This window comes from Rhizobium sp. CCGE531 (genome assembly GCF_003627795.1).
Taxonomy (GTDB): Bacteria; Pseudomonadota; Alphaproteobacteria; order Rhizobiales; family Rhizobiaceae; genus Rhizobium.
Map to the genome: position 1 here is coordinate 183815 of NZ_CP032686.1, position 14991 is coordinate 198805.

The 14991-nt window shown below is 59.0% G+C and carries 17 protein-coding genes and 1 pseudogene; 6 read left to right on the forward strand and 12 right to left on the reverse strand.

Translation table 11 applies throughout. The annotated features are described in order from the left end of the window. Window positions 1-7: 7 nt before the first annotated feature. The 9 genes from CCGE531_RS27130 to CCGE531_RS27170 form a co-directional block, all read right to left on the reverse strand. Window positions 8-1108: a BMP family ABC transporter substrate-binding protein gene (locus tag CCGE531_RS27130; protein ID WP_120669699.1), complete on the reverse strand. Its 1101-nt coding sequence runs from the start codon at window positions 1106-1108 to the stop codon at window positions 8-10. A gap of 22 nt (window positions 1109-1130) precedes the next feature. Further along, complete coding sequence (locus tag CCGE531_RS27135) at window positions 1131-2510, reverse strand: amidohydrolase (RefSeq protein ID WP_120669701.1); 1380 nt, start codon at window positions 2508-2510, stop codon at window positions 1131-1133. A 4-nt stretch (window positions 2511-2514) separates the two neighbouring features. Then, entirely contained in the window at window positions 2515-3171 is a 657-nt protein-coding gene (locus CCGE531_RS27140; RefSeq protein WP_120669703.1) for a glutathione S-transferase family protein, read from the reverse strand. Beyond that, window positions 3168-4013 (reverse strand): aromatic ring-hydroxylating dioxygenase subunit alpha, encoded by an 846-nt coding sequence (locus tag CCGE531_RS27145; RefSeq protein WP_120669705.1) that lies wholly within the window; start codon window positions 4011-4013, stop codon window positions 3168-3170. The genes CCGE531_RS27140 and CCGE531_RS27145 overlap by 4 nt, the downstream gene beginning before the upstream one ends. After that, the gene (locus CCGE531_RS27150) at window positions 4010-4654 is read right to left on the reverse strand and encodes a Rieske 2Fe-2S domain-containing protein (RefSeq protein WP_120669707.1); all 645 of its coding nucleotides are present in this window, start codon (window positions 4652-4654) and stop codon (window positions 4010-4012) included. Before CCGE531_RS27150 ends, CCGE531_RS27145 begins: the two co-directional genes overlap by 4 nt. Window positions 4655-4792: 138 nt before the next feature. Then, window positions 4793-5044, reverse strand: a complete 252-nt coding sequence (locus CCGE531_RS27155) for an acylphosphatase (protein WP_245459463.1) — start codon at window positions 5042-5044, stop codon at window positions 4793-4795. A gap of 145 nt (window positions 5045-5189) precedes the next feature. Beyond that, window positions 5190-5942, reverse strand: coding sequence for an RNA polymerase sigma factor (locus tag CCGE531_RS27160; protein ID WP_120669711.1), 753 nt, complete (start codon window positions 5940-5942; stop codon window positions 5190-5192). Window positions 5943-5978: 36 nt separating this feature from the next. Then, complete coding sequence (locus CCGE531_RS27165) at window positions 5979-6302, reverse strand: cupredoxin domain-containing protein (protein ID WP_120669712.1); 324 nt, start codon at window positions 6300-6302, stop codon at window positions 5979-5981. A 7-nt stretch (window positions 6303-6309) separates the two neighbouring features. Further along, window positions 6310-6828 carry a DUF4142 domain-containing protein gene (locus CCGE531_RS27170; RefSeq protein WP_120669714.1) on the reverse strand — a complete coding sequence of 173 codons (519 nt, stop codon included), beginning with the start codon at window positions 6826-6828 and terminating at the stop codon, window positions 6310-6312. Between the two features lie 273 nt (window positions 6829-7101). Between CCGE531_RS27170 and CCGE531_RS27175 the strand changes: the two genes are divergently transcribed. After that, entirely contained in the window at window positions 7102-9171 is a 2070-nt protein-coding gene (locus CCGE531_RS27175) for an acyltransferase family protein (protein WP_120669716.1), read from the forward strand. Between the two features lie 24 nt (window positions 9172-9195). On the opposite strand, the gene CCGE531_RS27180 is transcribed toward CCGE531_RS27175, so the two are convergent. Further along, on the reverse strand, window positions 9196-9795 hold the full coding sequence (locus CCGE531_RS27180; protein WP_245459471.1) for a cation transporter: 600 nt from the start codon (window positions 9793-9795) through the stop codon (window positions 9196-9198). 46 nt (window positions 9796-9841) lie between these two features. Beyond that, window positions 9842-10189, reverse strand: a complete 348-nt coding sequence (locus CCGE531_RS27185; protein ID WP_120669718.1) for an NIPSNAP family protein — start codon at window positions 10187-10189, stop codon at window positions 9842-9844. A gap of 130 nt (window positions 10190-10319) precedes the next feature. Here CCGE531_RS27185 and CCGE531_RS27190 point away from each other — a divergent pair. After that, window positions 10320-10469: pseudogene (locus CCGE531_RS27190) on the forward strand (IS5/IS1182 family transposase); the annotation flags it as partial. 122 nt (window positions 10470-10591) lie between these two features. Here CCGE531_RS27190 and CCGE531_RS27195 read toward each other — a convergent pair. Beyond that, window positions 10592-11434, reverse strand: a complete 843-nt coding sequence (locus tag CCGE531_RS27195) for an NAD(P)H-dependent oxidoreductase (protein ID WP_120670558.1) — start codon at window positions 11432-11434, stop codon at window positions 10592-10594. Window positions 11435-11529: 95 nt separating this feature from the next. Between CCGE531_RS27195 and CCGE531_RS27200 the strand changes: the two genes are divergently transcribed. The 4 genes from CCGE531_RS27200 (at window position 11530) to CCGE531_RS27215 (ending at window position 14968) form a co-directional block, all read left to right on the forward strand. Beyond that, the gene (locus CCGE531_RS27200) at window positions 11530-12462 is read left to right on the forward strand and encodes a LysR family transcriptional regulator (RefSeq protein ID WP_120669720.1); all 933 of its coding nucleotides are present in this window, start codon (window positions 11530-11532) and stop codon (window positions 12460-12462) included. A 371-nt stretch (window positions 12463-12833) separates the two neighbouring features. Further along, entirely contained in the window at window positions 12834-13046 is a 213-nt protein-coding gene (locus tag CCGE531_RS27205) for a hypothetical protein (RefSeq protein ID WP_120669722.1), read from the forward strand. Between the two features lie 300 nt (window positions 13047-13346). After that, a complete protein-coding gene (locus tag CCGE531_RS27210; RefSeq protein ID WP_120669724.1) occupies window positions 13347-14231 on the forward strand; it encodes an AraC family transcriptional regulator in 885 nt (294 codons plus the stop codon). Between the two features lie 317 nt (window positions 14232-14548). After that, window positions 14549-14968 carry a hypothetical protein gene (locus CCGE531_RS27215; RefSeq protein WP_120670560.1) on the forward strand — a complete coding sequence of 140 codons (420 nt, stop codon included), beginning with the start codon at window positions 14549-14551 and terminating at the stop codon, window positions 14966-14968. Window positions 14969-14991: the final 23 nt, after the last annotated feature.

Sequence of the window (14991 nt, forward strand, 5' to 3'; positions counted from 1 at the left end):
GATGGACTTACTTCGGCAAAGGCGTCTTCACACCTTTGACATGCCAGTCCATCGCGACGATCTGGGCATCCGCCAATGTCGCGCCGGTCGCCGCGCCTTCGCTGCCATCGGCCTTGGTGATCGGGCCGGTGAACGGCGAAAAGCCGCCGCTTGCGATCCTCGCTTCGACTTGCTTGATCTTCGCCATGGTGTCGGCCGGGATCGCCGGGCTCCAGTCGACGACTTCGACGACCTTGTCGGCGACGCCGAGGAAGGCGTTGGCGCCTTTGAAGGTGCTGGCGAGATGGGCGTCGACCGATGCCTTGAAGAAGGGCGACCAATCGGTGGAGATGCAGCCGAGATAGGTCTTCGGCGCATATTTCTTCATCGAGGAATTCAGGTTGAAGGCATAAACGCCGGCTGCCTCGCAGGCGGAAATGACCGAGGGCGTATCCTGGGCGTTCGAAAAGATCACGTCGCAACCCTGCGAGATCAATGCCTTGGCTGCCTCCTGCTCCTTGGCCGGATCGAACCAGGAATTGACCCAGACGACCGATACCTCGATGTCGGGCCTCACGGCCTGGGCTCCGAGCGTGAAGGCGTTGATGGAGGTGATCAGTTCGGGAATGGCAAAGGCGGAGACCGAACCGAGCTTGCCCGTCTTGGAGACTGCGGCCGCCGCCATGCCGAGCAGGTAGGTCCCCTGAAAATACTTGGCGGCAAAGGGCGAGAAATTCGGCGCGACCTGGAAGCCGGAGGCATGCAGGACGGTGACCTTGGGGTTGCGGCGGGCGATCTGAAGCGCGCCGTTCTGATAGCCGAATGAGCCGGCGATCAGGAAATGGTTTCCGTCGGCGACCGTCTTGTTCATGATGCGGTCGGCATCCGGACCTTCGGCGATGTTCTCGATCACCGTTACCTTGACCTTGTCGCCATAGGCGGCCTTGATCGGATCAAGGCCGGCAGCGAGCGCATGCCCCCAGCCGACATCGCCGATCGGCGAGGGCACGACGAGCGTGATGCCGAGCGGTTCGTTTGCGGCAAAGGCGGCACGGCCGGCAAAGGCCGTCGCGAGGCCTGCGACAGCCGCGCTCTTCATCAATGTTCTGCGGGTCAGATTGTTCTGCATCCCAGTTCCCCTTTTTGGTTTTTCAGAATTCTACTGTTGCAAGCGTCGCCTCGGCCGCCGCAAACAGCGCGGCCTCGTCCAGTCCGGTGAATTCACCGCCTTGCCAGACGATGCGTCCATTGATCATGGTCATATCCGTCGGCATGCCGATCCCGACCTTGGCAATCAGGCTCAGCGGGTCATGCCGCGTCCCGACATAGTCCATCCGCCGCGTATCGATTGCGAAGAGGTCGGCAGCCATCCCCGGGGCAAGGCGCCCGATATCCGTGCGCCCCAGCAGGCTCGCGCCCCCGCTTGTCGCGTACTGGAGAAAGTCAATCGGGGCGGGAACGGCGTGCTGACGCGTTGAGGCGGTCAGGCACTGCAGCATGTAGGCGGAATGGATGCAATGCATGAGATTCGAGTTGTCGTTCGATGCGGCTCCGTCACAGCCAAGGCCGATACGCAGTCCGAAGGCCTGCATCGCCGGAATGTCGGTTACTTCGGCGCCGACCAGGTAAACCGGCTCGGGGCAATGGGAGACGCCCGTGCCGTTCGCCGCCATCTTGCGCAACTCGTCATGCGTCAGTTCCCAGCAATGGGCATAGAACGTGTCGGGGCCTGCAAAACCCAATTCGGCGCAATAGTCGACCGTGCGCATTCCGTGCCGCGCCTCGATGACGGGGCTTTCACCTTCGCCGACATGCGTGTGCAGCTGCACGCTGCGATCCCGCGCCAGCGCGACCGACTCGACGAAGGTTTCGCGATAGCAATTGACGGGCTGGCAGGGGGCGACCACCACCTGGCGCATGCTGAAGGGGTCGGCATCGTGATAGCTGTCGATCAGCCGCGCGCAATCGGCGATGAATTCATCCGTGGTTTCGAGCATGGCATCAGGGATCGTCGACCCCTCGGATTTCGGCAGGGTATTGCCGCCGCGGCCGGCGTGAAAGCGCATGCCAAGAAGGTCGGCCGCCTCGAACTGGCGATCGATCAGGCGCTTTCCCGCAGGGCGGGGAAAGCAATATTGATGGTCGAATGCCGTGGTGCATCCATGCTTGATCATCTCGGCCATTGCGGTGACCGAGGAATGATAGAAGCAGTCCTCCGTCAGTCGCGAGAAGATCGGATAGATCCGGTCGAGCCATTCGATGACGGAAAGCTTCGTCCAGTCGAGATCGGCGCGATTGCGCACGAAGCACTGAAAGAAGTGGTGATGGGTGTTGACGAGCCCCGGATAGACGAACCAGCCGGAAGCGTCCTGGACAATGGTGCCCTCAGGCAATGCGTTCTGCGGGAGGTTCTCGCCGATCGCCTGGATCGCCGGACCCTTGGTGAGCAGGTCGACGTTGCGGCGCACGCGCGGCCCATTGCCCCCATCGACGATGACAGCCGCGCAGTTTTTCAGGAGATAACCCGTCATTCCATCATTTCTCCCCTGCCGGATGCGGATCGGGTTTCAGCTCGTGCAGGCGGTGAATGCCGGGCATTTCGATGAAACCGTTCAGGCTGCGGATGGCGCGCATCCAGAGCCGGATCAAGGGATAGGGATCGAGCGAGATGCCGCCGTCGGGTGCAAGCGCCACATAGGGGAAGCAGGCAATGTCCGCGATCGTCGGCTGGCTTGCCGCAAGGAACTGCATGCCGCGCTCGCCCTGTTCGAAGAGGCCTGCTTCCAGCTCGCGTAGGGCCGCAATCCCCTGAGCCTGCAATGCCTTGATATCTCCCGGTCGCAGGAGCATCTCGTGGAGCCGCGCGCCGCCAAGGTTCGCCGTCAGGCGATGCGAAAAGGAGAGCCATTGCTGCACGCGCGCCGTCTCCCGCGGCGAACCCTGTCCCAGCCATTCCGGCGCACCATTGGCGGCGAGATAGGCAAGCATTGCCGAGGATTCGGTGAGGACGAGATCATCGTCCTCGAGGATCGGGATAGATCCCGCCGGATTGAGCGCCAGAAGCTCCGGGCCGCGATGCTCCGCGCCGGGATGAAAATCGACTGACCGGATTTCGAGCTTGATGCCCAGGATTGCGGCCATCAGCCGTACCTTGTAGCAGCTCGGCGATAAAATATAGTCATAGAGTTTCATTGTGCGACCAACTGTGCGCCGTAGGTATAGTTGTGGCGCTTGAGCCATCGCCGGTAGGCGACCGAGGTAAGGTCGGCCCTTGTCGGAATTTCCATGCCGGGATCAAGCGGAAGAAGCGTAGGGATCTGGTTTTCGAGGATCGAGCGATCCTGCAGGAAAATCATCTGCTGAAAATGGATGAGATCGGTCATCGGCGTATCGTCGTCGAAGAGAGCCATCCACGGCCATACGTCACAAAGGTCCTCGGCAAGAGGCTGAACGAACAAGGTAATAACGTCCCATTCGCTTGGTCGCGGAGGACAGGTCTTATAGAGCACCGAACAGGTCGGTGCCGGCACGCGGTACATGTATTCGGTCGTAATGCCGCCGGCCGCCGATTTCGCAGCCTGCGGCTGGTAGAATTTGACTTGCGTTGCCCAGACTTCATCCTCGTTCTCGCGGATCTCGACCTTGTAATTTTCGACCTCCGTATTCGGTTCCGCGCCGAGGATGTCGGTGTGGACGAAGGGAAAATGCGCGATGTCGAGAAAGTTCTCGACGGCGCGAAGCGGCGAGCAGCGTACGCGGACGACGCCGACATCGACGAAACGACGGCCTGGCTGATCGGCCTCCGGAATGGCGAAAAGCTCCTTGTCCGGTTTTCCGAGGGAAGACCAGACATGGCCATACCGGACGCGGACCGGAAGGGGTCGTCCATTGTCCGTCACCACCCGCGCATTCCCCTCGCGATCGCGCGCGACTTCGATCGCCTCGCCCATCAGACGGGTCTTGCTTCCCTTTTCGCTGAGCTGGCTGAAGAGGCCGACCGGATACCATTCGTCGATCATCGCGCCGCCTTTCATTCTGCACTCTCCCTTTGGTGCTCTTCCGCCCGGCGGCGGAGGGATTCGGCAATGCGGGAAGCCGTCAGGCGGTCTGCCGGGCTACGGTCCGGTTCGATCATGAGATGAACGAGCGTACGCTTGTCCTGGGGTGCCAGCAGCAGCCCGATCCACGGGAGTTCAGGTAGATGTATCAGCCCGTTCGTATCGATCTTTGCTCCTGCCGCGTCCTCGATTGCCGCAATGTCCGCTTCCACGGTTAACGAGCGTAGCGGTATCAGTTCCTCGAGCTGCGGAGGTTGCGTTTCCGGTTGTCCGGCAGCTACCCATAAAATGCCGCTCGATTCTTCGACCCGCTGGATAGCGACACGAATGGTTTCGGGAGGGACCAGATTGGGATGCGCCGGAATGCGGATGCATCCGCCCGATGGGGAATAGCTCCATCCGTGATAGATGCAGGACAGCGCCTCGCCACGGACGAAACCATGCGACAAGCGCATTCCGCGATGCGGACAGCGATCCGAAGATGCGGTTGCGCGGCCTGACTGACTGCGCCACAGGGCAATTGAGCCGGCCGGCGTCCAGGCCGGTATGACGGTTCCTGGTGGTAGATCAGAGGAAAGCGCGACTGGCGCCCAGGACCCGGCCCCATCAAATGGCATAGCCTTAACTCTCTTAATTTCACCAACGGTTTAGCACCGCTGGCCATAGGCAGGCGCCGATCCCCGCATCCCCTCAGCCTTTAAAAGCTTGCATAAATAATTCGCATTGGCAACATTGATTAAATAAAAGGCAGTAGATCAGGAATTCCTAAGATTCGCTGATTCTTGGCCATCCATGACCCTGCGCTGGATCTCCTCCACCCAGACATCGATCGGACCGAGCGAGCAGCCCATTTCCAGCATGTCGATCAATTCAACGGGGCCGGCGACCTCAAGCTCGATCCTGTCAGCGCCAGAATGAAAGAATGTTTGGGAAAGTCCGAGCTTATTGGCGTGGCGCTGAATCCACGGGACGAATGAGGTCGCGCTGACGTCGCCCAGGATCGTCATGCGTTCTCGAACCTCATGCTGCCGCGCTTGCATCCGCAAATGCCCCTTGTTTCCAAATTGGTCTGATTTGAAAGCCGTCTAATGAAAGTCTGAGAGCTTTGAAATAGTCGATAAGACCCATTCTTCGATGTTGCCGGCTTTCAAGTCAAATCCCAGGCTCGATGTTCAGCCAATGGGCCTTGTCCAGCTCCTTGCAATTGGACAATTGCGCGATGACGCGGTCGGCCATTGCGGCGCATCGCGCGCCGTCGAACGGGAAGAGCAAAGAGAATGTTCCCGCCAATTTTTTTTCGATGGCAACCCGCATCATTTTACGGGCGCGATGCAGCCTCGTCTTGGCGGTTCCCGGTTTGATGCCGAGATGCGACGCGGCCTCCTCGGTGCTCATCCCCTCGACGTCCCGCAGCACGAAGATCGCGCGGAATTCATCGGGTAGCCCGTCGATTGCGTGTTCGAGGAAACGGCGAGTCTCGCTGCGGGAAAACTCGGTTTCGGGGTCTGCGGCCGCGAGCGAGGTGGGAAATTGCAGCACCGCGCCGCGTCCTGATCCTGCCGTCATGTCGACTTCCTCCAGTCCGACGCTTGGCTGGCGGCGCCGGACGCGTCCGAGCGCCTCGTTGAGCGCGATCCGTGTGAGCCAGGTTGAAAGCTGCGCCTCGCCGCGGAATGAGACGAGATGGATGAAGGCATGCACATAAGTCGCCTGGACCACGTCCTCCGCCTCCGCGTCGTTGCGGACGATGGCGCGGGCCGACCGAAACAGGCGACGATTATGCCGCTGCACCAGGGTGCGTATGGCCATTTCGTCGCCCGTCCTGGCGTGAACGACCAGGTCGGCGTCGGATAGCGACGTCATGTCCGCGCTGCGCCGTGACGCCGGGATGGGAATGCCAACCATGATCGCTCCAACCTACCTGTGCGGCCGTTGCCCAGCCTATGGCTCGATATCAAGCGTACCGGTCATCACCGGGTGAAAGCGGCAATAGAAATCCACTTTTCCCGCCTGTTTGACCGTGATGTTTCGCTCCGATTTCGGCGGAAGATCGACATCGAAACTCTTGTCGCGTGCAGTCGCTGTATGGTGGAATATATCATCATTGCGCCAAGTGATCACGTCGCCGGCGTGCAATGTCGGCACCGCGCCGAATTGCATCTTGGCGATGATGATTTCGCGATTGGCAGCCGCCGCGCTCGCGGGACCTCCAATCGCGAACCAGGCAAATGCCAGTGCCGCAAGAATGCGGAAGAGGGCGCGCATGGCGGGCCTACTTAATCATCGATGCAAGGTGCTCGGCGTGCATCTGGTGCTCCTTGAAGAGCGCCAGGCCCGTCTGCAGCAGCGATTTCAGTTCGGCATTCTGAGCCGATGGAATCAGTAGCGTCTCAAGCGCACCATTCACCTGCTTATGATATGCCACTTCGTTATCGGCATAGGCCTTGTCGAAGGCTGCGCCATGAAGCTTGGCGAGCTTTGCCAATTCTGCCTTGGCGGCAGAGGTCAGCGACTTGCTGGTGTCGTTGTCTTCGGGCTTGACCTTCAGCTTCTTGAGCAGGGCGAGCGCCTGTTCGTTCACGGCCGTGTGGTCGCGCTGCATGGTCTTGGCGAAGTCTCGAACCTCTGCGTTCTTGCTCATTTTCAAAGCCTGCTTGGCCGCGGCAATGTCGATCTCGCCGGCCGTATAGGCGATATGGGCGATCTGCGGATCGGTCGGCTTGTCGGCGGCGTATGATGCAGTCGCAAGCGACAGCGCCATCGCCGTTGCCGTGAGAAGTCCCTTGAACATATCGGTCTCCTATTCTCCAGAGAAAATTCCGGACGCCTCCGGCATCCGAAACAGCCATTGGATGCGGTTTCCGTCAAAAGGTTCCCGAAAATCTTTTTTTGATCGCCAGGCGCCGGCCGACGACGGTGTCGGTCGGTGACCGCGCCATCTGCGCATCCCTGAGCCTGTAACAGAAGGCGGGATTTTCAGCTTTACGTCAGTTCCTAAGGTTATTTGCTAAAAAGTGACACGTTGCGGCTGTATGCGCATAGCGTCAGACTTGGAGAGTTGATTTTGAATCTTGTTCTTAGGCGCTCGTCTTCTCCAGCGCCTGTCCATGGATATGGACCCAACAGCCTCACCTATCGCCGCGATATCGACGGCCTGCGAGCTCTAGCGATCCTTCCGGTCGTCCTCTATCACGCGGGCATTCCCGGGTTCAGTGGCGGTTTTGTTGGCGTCGACGTATTTTTCGTCATCTCGGGCTTCCTGATGGCGTCGCTGATTTCGAACGAGATCGCTGGAGGCGAATTCAGTCTGGTGCGGTTCTATGAGCGCCGCATCCGTCGGATTTTCCCCGCGCTGTTTGCGGTCCTGGCTGCCTCTTTCATAGCGGCGTGGTGGCTGCTGATGCCGGCCGAGTTCGCCTATTTCGCGCGCAGCCTGAAGGCGGCGGCCCTCTTCACATCGAATATCCAGTTCGAGAAGGAAAGCGGTTACTTCGACATCGGCGCGCAGATGAAGCCGCTGCTGCACACCTGGTCGCTCGCCGTCGAAGAGCAGTTTTACATTCTTTTCCCGCTGCTGCTGATCGTCGTCACCCGGTTTGCCCGGCGGCATGCCACGCTGATTTTGGCGGGATTGCTGGTCGTTTCCTTTGCGGCGAGCGCTTGGACGTTGTTCCACTCTCAGGCTGAGGCATTCTATCTGCTTCAGTTTCGCGCTTGGGAGCTCCTTCTTGGAGCGCTGCTGGCCCTCGGTGTCCTACCGATGCCGAAACGGCCCGAGATGCGGGCGGGATTGGCCGCTGCGGGCGTCCTTTTCATCGCCATTGCCATATTCGGCTTCAGCGACAAGACCCTGTTTCCCGGTCCGGCGGCACTGCTACCCTGTCTTGGCGCAGCGCTCATCATCCATGCGCGCGACGAATGGGGACCGGCGAGCCGCCTTCTGCGATCCAAGCCGATGGTCTTTGTAGGGCTGATCTCCTATTCCCTTTATCTGTGGCACTGGCCGATCATCGTTTTCAGCCGCGAGATGACCGGACGGGAGCTTTCCCTGCCGCAAGGTGGTATGATCGTTGCGGCGTCGCTTGCCGCCGCCATCATCTCATGGCGCTTCATCGAACAGCCGTTTCGCGGGCGCGGCAGCCTTGTGAAGCGCGTGCCGCTCCTTGCCGGAGCGGTGACGGTCGTCATCGCTGCTGCCGGGGTCGGAGACTATGTCGCGCATCATGGCGGCCTGCCGGATCGGCTGTCGGCGGATGTGCGGAAGGTCTATGCTTCCACCTATGATCAGAGCCGTTTCAGCCTGCCGCCGTGTTTCGCCGATTCCGATACGACAGGCCCGTCCGAGGCAGATATCCGTGCTGGCAAGCTTTGTCCGCTTGGCCCAGAAGGCAAGCCGTCCTTTCTTGTATGGGGGGACTCCCATTCCGGGGCCATGGCTCCAGCCATCGATGCCGCAGCGACCCAAGTCGGTATCACCGGCCTGTTCGCGGGGCATGCGTCGTGTCCGCCGTTGCCGGGAGTTCAGCTCTCGGCGCGCGGCGATACCGAGCGCTGCGGCAAGTTCAATGGGGCGGTGCGTGACCTGATTGTGTCGCAACACGTTCCGCTGGTCTTCCTGGTCGCCTATTGGCCCAAATATGTTCATGACGCCGAAATGCCGAACGAGGGTCCTTATTTCGATCCATCGGTGCTGCCGCCGCTGAAGGATCGATCCGCTTCGATCGTTCAAACGCTGGATGATCTCCTGGCTGATTTGACCAGGCAGGGAACCAGGGTCGTGCTGATTTCGGATGTTCCCGAGATGGGGCGCTATATGCCGGAGGCTGTCGCCAAGGCGATGATACAAGGCACATCGACGGATCTCGCGCCGCCATTGCAGTATATCGAGAAACGGCAGGCGCTCCCGCACACGATCCTGAGCCGTCTTGCCGCAAAATACGGCGCGACGATCATCGATCCGCTGCCTTCCATCTGCAGCAACGGCCGTTGCGATGCCGTTCGGAGCGGCCTGCCACTATATAAGGACGCCGACCACCTTGCAGCGACTTTCGCAACGACCCTAAGTCCGCTCTACGTTCCAGCTCTGTCCGAGCTTCGCCGATCGGTTTTGGGGGCTTCTGACTTCATTGATTGACCTGACTGAGCGGCGGGCGGATTTCTACGGCTGGGCGGTTTGGTGCTCGTTGCGTGCAGCACTCCACACCTCGCGTGCGGCATCGGCATTCATCGCGGCGATCGCCAGCCCGATGATGAGGTCAGGCCAGGCGGAACGCCAGACAAAGGCGGTCACAAGGCCTGCGGCAATGATGGCGATGTTTGCAAGAGCATCATTGCGGGCGGACAGAAACGCCGCGCGCGTCAGGCTGCCGCCATGGTGACGGTAGCGGGTGAGCATCACCGCGCAGGAAAGATTGACGACGAGCGCGCCCAGGCCCGTCAATGTCAGCGGCAGCGGATCGGGTGCGACGGGGGTCATGAACTTCTGCCAGGCAGTCCACACAGTAGCGAGCCCCGGAACCAGCAATATGCCGGCAAGCGCCATGCCGAGGCGGGCACGATTGCGGACGCTCCAGCCGAGCGCGATGGCGATCAGCAGATTGACGGAGGCGTCTTCGAGAAAGTCGACACTGTCGGCCAATAGAGAGACTGAGCCGATCGACAGTGCCACCAGGAATTCGACGCCGAAATAGCCGAGATTGAGAAGTGCCACACAGATGACGGTGCGCTTCAGGCCTTCTCCCATAAGCGAGATCATCATCGGTCCTTCGTCTCCGTGGGCTTGGCGGTATTGTTTCTATCCGTCTTCAACCATCGGCCTCGACGGAAGTAAAGGGTCGAAAGAATCCAGTCGGCTGCAGGATCGAACTGGCGATATTGGCAACGATCTGGCCCGGCGCCTCGCTCTTTGCCCTAGCCTCCTTCCAGGCCGGATCAGCCAGGAATTCCGCCCATTTCCGCTCGCGCTCCTCCAGCGATTGCCATTCGAGGAAATAGATGAGGTCGTAGCTGGAAGGCCCGATCATCGTCGTCCAGAAACCGAGGGGGCGGATGCCGAGCCGGTCCCAGATCGCCAGCGTCGCCGTTTCGAAACGCTCCTGCAGTGCTGGCAGCTTGCCGGGCAAGCAAGTATAGATGCGCATTTCATGGATCATGGAAAATCCTCCTCGAGTGAGTTCAGAACAGGCCGAGCCTGTCCCTGAGAGCCCGATTTAAAAGTAGTTGAGCGATAGCAGCAGGTTGTGATCCCCTTTTGGTGCTGAATCAAAATGGGTTTTCGATGACCTGACTGCTATTGCTCGATTTGAGCATAACCGAGACGCGCTTCGTTTTTCAAGTGATTTGACGGACCGGGAACGGGCGTTGATCGATCCTCTGATCCCACCGGCATACAGTGGTGGGCGACCGAGGACAACGAATATGCGCTCGGTCGTGGAGCCGGACCGGCGCCTTGAGGGACCCGACAGCCCGAAGGCGATAAGGACCGCCTTCAGGCCGAATTCTTGATCAGCGTCCTCGCAGAGCGGAGATACGGAACGCCGGTTCGCGTGCGTTTACTAGCGAACCTTCCATCCGGCGAGCGCTTCAGAATGCTGGAAACCCGGACCTGCGTCCGCGACATCTTCGAGGTGAAGCGCAAAAGCTGATGCTCCCGGATCGCCCAATTCCGCGCGGAGTTGCATGGTCGGGATGTGATAATCCCCGCCATTTTGACGCCGGTAAGGAATAGGACGCGTCGTCTCAAGGGTTCGCAGCCGGTCGCGCAGACTTTCGGCGGCGGCTTCAAAGAGCGTTTCGTTGAAGCGATCGGTGCTGTAGGTCACGAAGGGCGGCAGCACGTCGTAGCCCGGATAGTAAAGGATGCCGTGGTTGATCGGGAATAGCAGGTCATCGATGGCGCCGTTGATACCGCGCGGCGAATAATGTTCCTCCCAGCCGCCTGCGGTCACCATCAACATGGCACGTTTGCCGACCAGGGTTCCTTCGCCATAGCGATCACCCCAACGCTTGTCGCTGTGTTCGCCGACGCCATAGGCGAAGCCGTAGGCGAACACGCGATCGACCCAGCCTTTCAAGATGGCGGGCATCGTGAACCACCAGAGTGGAAACTGCAGGATTAATGCGTCGGCCCAGAGAAGCTTCTCGATCTCTGCCTTGACATCGTTCGTCAGCGTGTCGCCGTCGAAAGCATGTTTGGAGGCCGCGACGGGCAGAAGCCGTTCGTCGGGGGCCAAAGAAGGAAAGTCGGCGCGATCGACTTCGGATTTCCACCGCATGGCATAGAGGTTGGAAACCTGAACCGTATGTCCGGCTGCTTCCAGTTCCCGGATGGCGACATCGCGGAGTGATGCCGAAAGGGATTTCGGTTCGGGGTGGGCGAAGACGATGAGCACATTCATGACGAGCACCTGCTTGTTGGCGATAGCTTCACCCAAGATAGACCATGCCCGACCGATGCGTTATATGGAGCATATGGATAACATAATGCCGAATAATGGATAGATCAGACATCACGCTCGAACGGATCCGCACCTTTGTTCGCGTCGCCGAGCGCGGGAACCTGTCGGTTGTGGCACGCGAGCTGAATGTCGGCCAGTCGAGCATCACGCGGCATGTGCGCGAGCTTGAGGAAGCCCTAGGCGTGGTATTGCTGAGCCGCACGACCCGCCGCGTCACGCTCACCGAGGAGGGCAGCCGCTACTATGCCGATGTCGTCCAAATCCTGCGTCTTGTGGAACAGGCGACCGATGAGGCGCGAAGCGCGCGGGGCGCCCATGCCGGCACGGTTCGCCTCTCTTGCACGGCGGCGCTCGGCGTCCGGCACGTCAGCCGGTTGATCTTCGCCTTCCAGGACCGCCATCCCGACATCGCGGTCGATCTCAGCCTGACGGACGAGCGCGTCGATCTCGTCCGCGACGGGGTGGATATTGCGCTGCGCCTTGGCCCGCTCGCCGATAGTTCCATGAAGCTGCGAGCAATCGGCCAGAGCCGGCGTGTTCTCGTCGCTTCCCCCGCTTATCTGGCAAGACATGGCCGGCCGACGACGCCCGAGGAACTCAAGGGTCATGAGGGCGTCCGCATGTCGAACGTTGCCGGGAGCGAAGATCTCGTGCTCGAACGGGCGGGGGATAAACGGTACATCGTGCCGTTCGGCGGGCGGCTCCGGGTCGATCACGGGCTTGCCGCGCGCGAAGCCTTTGCGGCAGCTCGCGGCTTTGGTCCGGCCCATATCTGGCTGGTGGACGACCTCCTCGCGGACGGTCGCCTCGAAACAATCCTGCCTGACTACACGCCACCGGCCGTGCCGTTGAACATGCTTATTGCGCCTGAACGGACCAGTATCGCGCGCGTCAGGCTGCTGGTGGAATTTCTGGCTGAACAGCTACAGTGCATTCCTGGAATAATGCGGTCGCGGGCGGAGAATTAGGCCGCCCATTCTGACAACGGATCAGGTGCGTTTTGCTGATTCCCGGCTGACAACCATGGCGGAACCCATGGGTGAAAATTCTTGATTTACGATCAGCTTCGGTAATTCACCAATTAGGTACATGATGATGTGCCTTGCGCCATGATGCTGCCCCTATAGTAGAATAGTTCCAATTTCCCGGTAACTTTCGGAGGAAAACCCGTGCGTTACCTAGTGATACGGTGCTGGTTGTGGTGATCATGATTGGATTGATCGCAGCATAGCGACAATTTGACTGGAGGCTGGCTAGTGAAAATCTCTACACGTTCTTCCCGATTTATTTTACATCAAGAATGTGATAGCAGACATATAGTAGTCCTGTGAGAATGATAATGGCCGAATTCAATTTTAGCGAGCCACCGAGAGGAAACGGCTCTGAGGACATTTCGAACGAATGCCAACGCCAATTGCAGCCTATCGTTAGTGAAATTGTCCGGGCCGCGGTTGCTGCTGGATGGAACGAAAAAGATGTCCTTCTGGCGATGGCGGACGTTGCGTGGGATATGTACGAAAAGCGCCGGCGCGACCTTCGGTCGCCGCAATAGTCCGACAGCAGTTTTCTACTTCCGCGCGAAATAAAATATAGGCTGAGAACAGCCATCTGTTGAATTGTGTCGGATCCATTCGATCCAACTAATAAATAATGCGCTCTAGCGCCTTATTCTTTCTTTACCATGTGAATATTTCCCCTTCAAAACTCGGTAATTTATACTATTTAATTCCGCGCTATAGGTGATTTGCGACGGCGTTGAGCAGGCAGGTTGGGAAATTGAGATTTCAATCAAGGATTGTTATCTTGACTGTTTGCTCGCGCTCATAAAATTGGTTGGGGCGGGCGATGCATAATGAAAGTTGCGGGTGAAGCCCGCGAGCGGGCCGATCGATACGTATTCGACATAATTCCTGAAAGCGCGGGGCCGAGAAAGGCCTCCATGCGGGGGAGCGTCATAAGCTCCGTTCGCAATCCCGGATCGCAGACCTTCCTTGCCAGGGAGCATGCGGTGGGAATCGTGTTGGCCCCTATGCGTGGCTTGCGAGCCTCTCTCGGCAGCGACCGGATCACGCAGTATGATGCGCCGGTTGGCTGTCTCGTGGTCAATCCCGCCGGTGTGGATAGTACCCTCGCCTGGCAGGAAACCAGGACAAATCTTGTCGTCGCCATTCCTCCGGATGTTCTGTCCGAACTGGCGCTTCAGGAGTTCGATCTTGGCAATGTAGAACTTCAGCCTCCTGCTTTCGGCACCGTCGATCCAGTAGCCCTCGGCATAGCGCAGAGGATTTCCGTCGAGTTAACTGGGAAAGCAACTCCGAATGAACTCTATGTGGATTCATTGGTTACGTTATTCAGCACACATCTGCTTCGCACCTATACAAGCCGCATGAAACAGCTTCCTTCGTCAAAAGGCGGGCTTTCCGCCAAAAGCGCTCAGCGCGTGCAGGAATATCTCCGCGAACATTTTACCGAGAAGGTACATGTCGCGGAGCTTGCTGCCGTCGCCGGCATTTCGCCCAATCACTTCATCGTGAGGTTTGCCAGGACATTCGGCATGCCGCCGCACCGCTACCTTATAAATCTACGCCTGGACATGGCGGAGCAGCTGCTTGCCGAGGGCGAGATCTCCATTGCGGAAATTGCCTACATGGCCGGATTTTCGGATCAAAGCCATTTGGCGACCACCATGAAGAGATATCGCGGAAAAACGCCGACGGAGCTCCGATTCACGCGGTAAGAGTGGTGGAGCGCAAGTGCTGGAAGTCTCGCTCGGATCCGCCCCGGAAGCCGATTTTTCATTTTAGCAAATGCTCTATCTCTCGGACATACCGAGGGATAGAGGCTGCATGGAGCTGAAAAATTCTTGTCCGGGTATGCATGCCCGGCAATCCCCCGCGTTCATGCCCGACAGCCTGAGGTAAGTGTGGCAAAGCGGCTACACCTGCAACCGGCTAAGCGAAAAACCGTAATTTCCTAAAAAAATTGCGGAATTTTCTAAAATACGATTATGCAAAAATAAGGGCATGGTCACCAATGGTAACTATCCGGTGCGCTATGGACATTCAATTCCCTGAATTTGAAATCTTTGCTCCGAAAGTCGAGGTAGCCTGGACTGCCTTGCAGCAGCGATATGCCAGCCGCCTGACCGGCGCTGAACTTGATTACCTATTTGCCTGCCTTGTCCTTGGTTTGACCTCCCCGGCCTATGGGGAAGGGGAGCCGTCGGTTCATTTCGATATCTGCCGCGCCCTGGTGGCGATGAAGCTCCCGCCCGATCGGGCGGATGCCGCGTTGCATACCGTCCCGGCGCCGACAGAGCCATGGGTCGAAAACCTGCGCGAGCAGCTCGAAAGCCAAAGTGCCAAGATGGGGCAAACACTTCAGGAAATGCGGAATTTTAATGACGACGCGGCCGCAGATGCGGATCCAAGCGTGCTTAGTCGTCCAGCCGACAACGAGGAGAAGGCAGCATGAGGGAATGCGTTGGGGAACATCTG

Bases quoted from the DNA above. Each gene is read 5' to 3' on its own strand.
- CCGE531_RS27135 (WP_120669701.1), bottom strand. From the start codon at position 2,510: ATGACGGGTTATCTCCTGAAAAACTGCGCGGCTGTCATCGTCGATGGG.
- CCGE531_RS27200 (WP_120669720.1), top strand. From the start codon at position 11,530: ATGGATAGATCAGACATCACGCTCGAACGGATCCGCACCTTTGTTCGC.
- CCGE531_RS27185 (WP_120669718.1), bottom strand. From the start codon at position 10,189: ATGATCCATGAAATGCGCATCTATACTTGCTTGCCCGGCAAGCTGCCA.
- CCGE531_RS27130 (WP_120669699.1), bottom strand. From the start codon at position 1,108: ATGCAGAACAATCTGACCCGCAGAACATTGATGAAGAGCGCGGCTGTC.
- CCGE531_RS27210 (WP_120669724.1), top strand. From the start codon at position 13,347: ATGAAAGTTGCGGGTGAAGCCCGCGAGCGGGCCGATCGATACGTATTC.
- CCGE531_RS27215 (WP_120670560.1), top strand. From the start codon at position 14,549: ATGGACATTCAATTCCCTGAATTTGAAATCTTTGCTCCGAAAGTCGAG.
- CCGE531_RS27155 (WP_245459463.1), bottom strand. From the start codon at position 5,044: ATGACGATCCTGGGCGACGTCAGCGCGACCTCATTCGTCCCGTGGATT.
- CCGE531_RS27145 (WP_120669705.1), bottom strand. From the start codon at position 4,013: ATGAAAGGCGGCGCGATGATCGACGAATGGTATCCGGTCGGCCTCTTC.
- CCGE531_RS27195 (WP_120670558.1), bottom strand. From the start codon at position 11,434: ATGAATGTGCTCATCGTCTTCGCCCACCCCGAACCGAAATCCCTTTCG.
- CCGE531_RS27165 (WP_120669712.1), bottom strand. From the start codon at position 6,302: ATGCGCGCCCTCTTCCGCATTCTTGCGGCACTGGCATTTGCCTGGTTC.
- CCGE531_RS27205 (WP_120669722.1), top strand. From the start codon at position 12,834: ATGGCCGAATTCAATTTTAGCGAGCCACCGAGAGGAAACGGCTCTGAG.
- CCGE531_RS27150 (WP_120669707.1), bottom strand. From the start codon at position 4,654: ATGCCATTTGATGGGGCCGGGTCCTGGGCGCCAGTCGCGCTTTCCTCT.
- CCGE531_RS27180 (WP_245459471.1), bottom strand. From the start codon at position 9,795: ATGATGATCTCGCTTATGGGAGAAGGCCTGAAGCGCACCGTCATCTGT.
- CCGE531_RS27170 (WP_120669714.1), bottom strand. From the start codon at position 6,828: ATGTTCAAGGGACTTCTCACGGCAACGGCGATGGCGCTGTCGCTTGCG.
- CCGE531_RS27160 (WP_120669711.1), bottom strand. From the start codon at position 5,942: ATGGTTGGCATTCCCATCCCGGCGTCACGGCGCAGCGCGGACATGACG.
- CCGE531_RS27140 (WP_120669703.1), bottom strand. From the start codon at position 3,171: ATGAAACTCTATGACTATATTTTATCGCCGAGCTGCTACAAGGTACGG.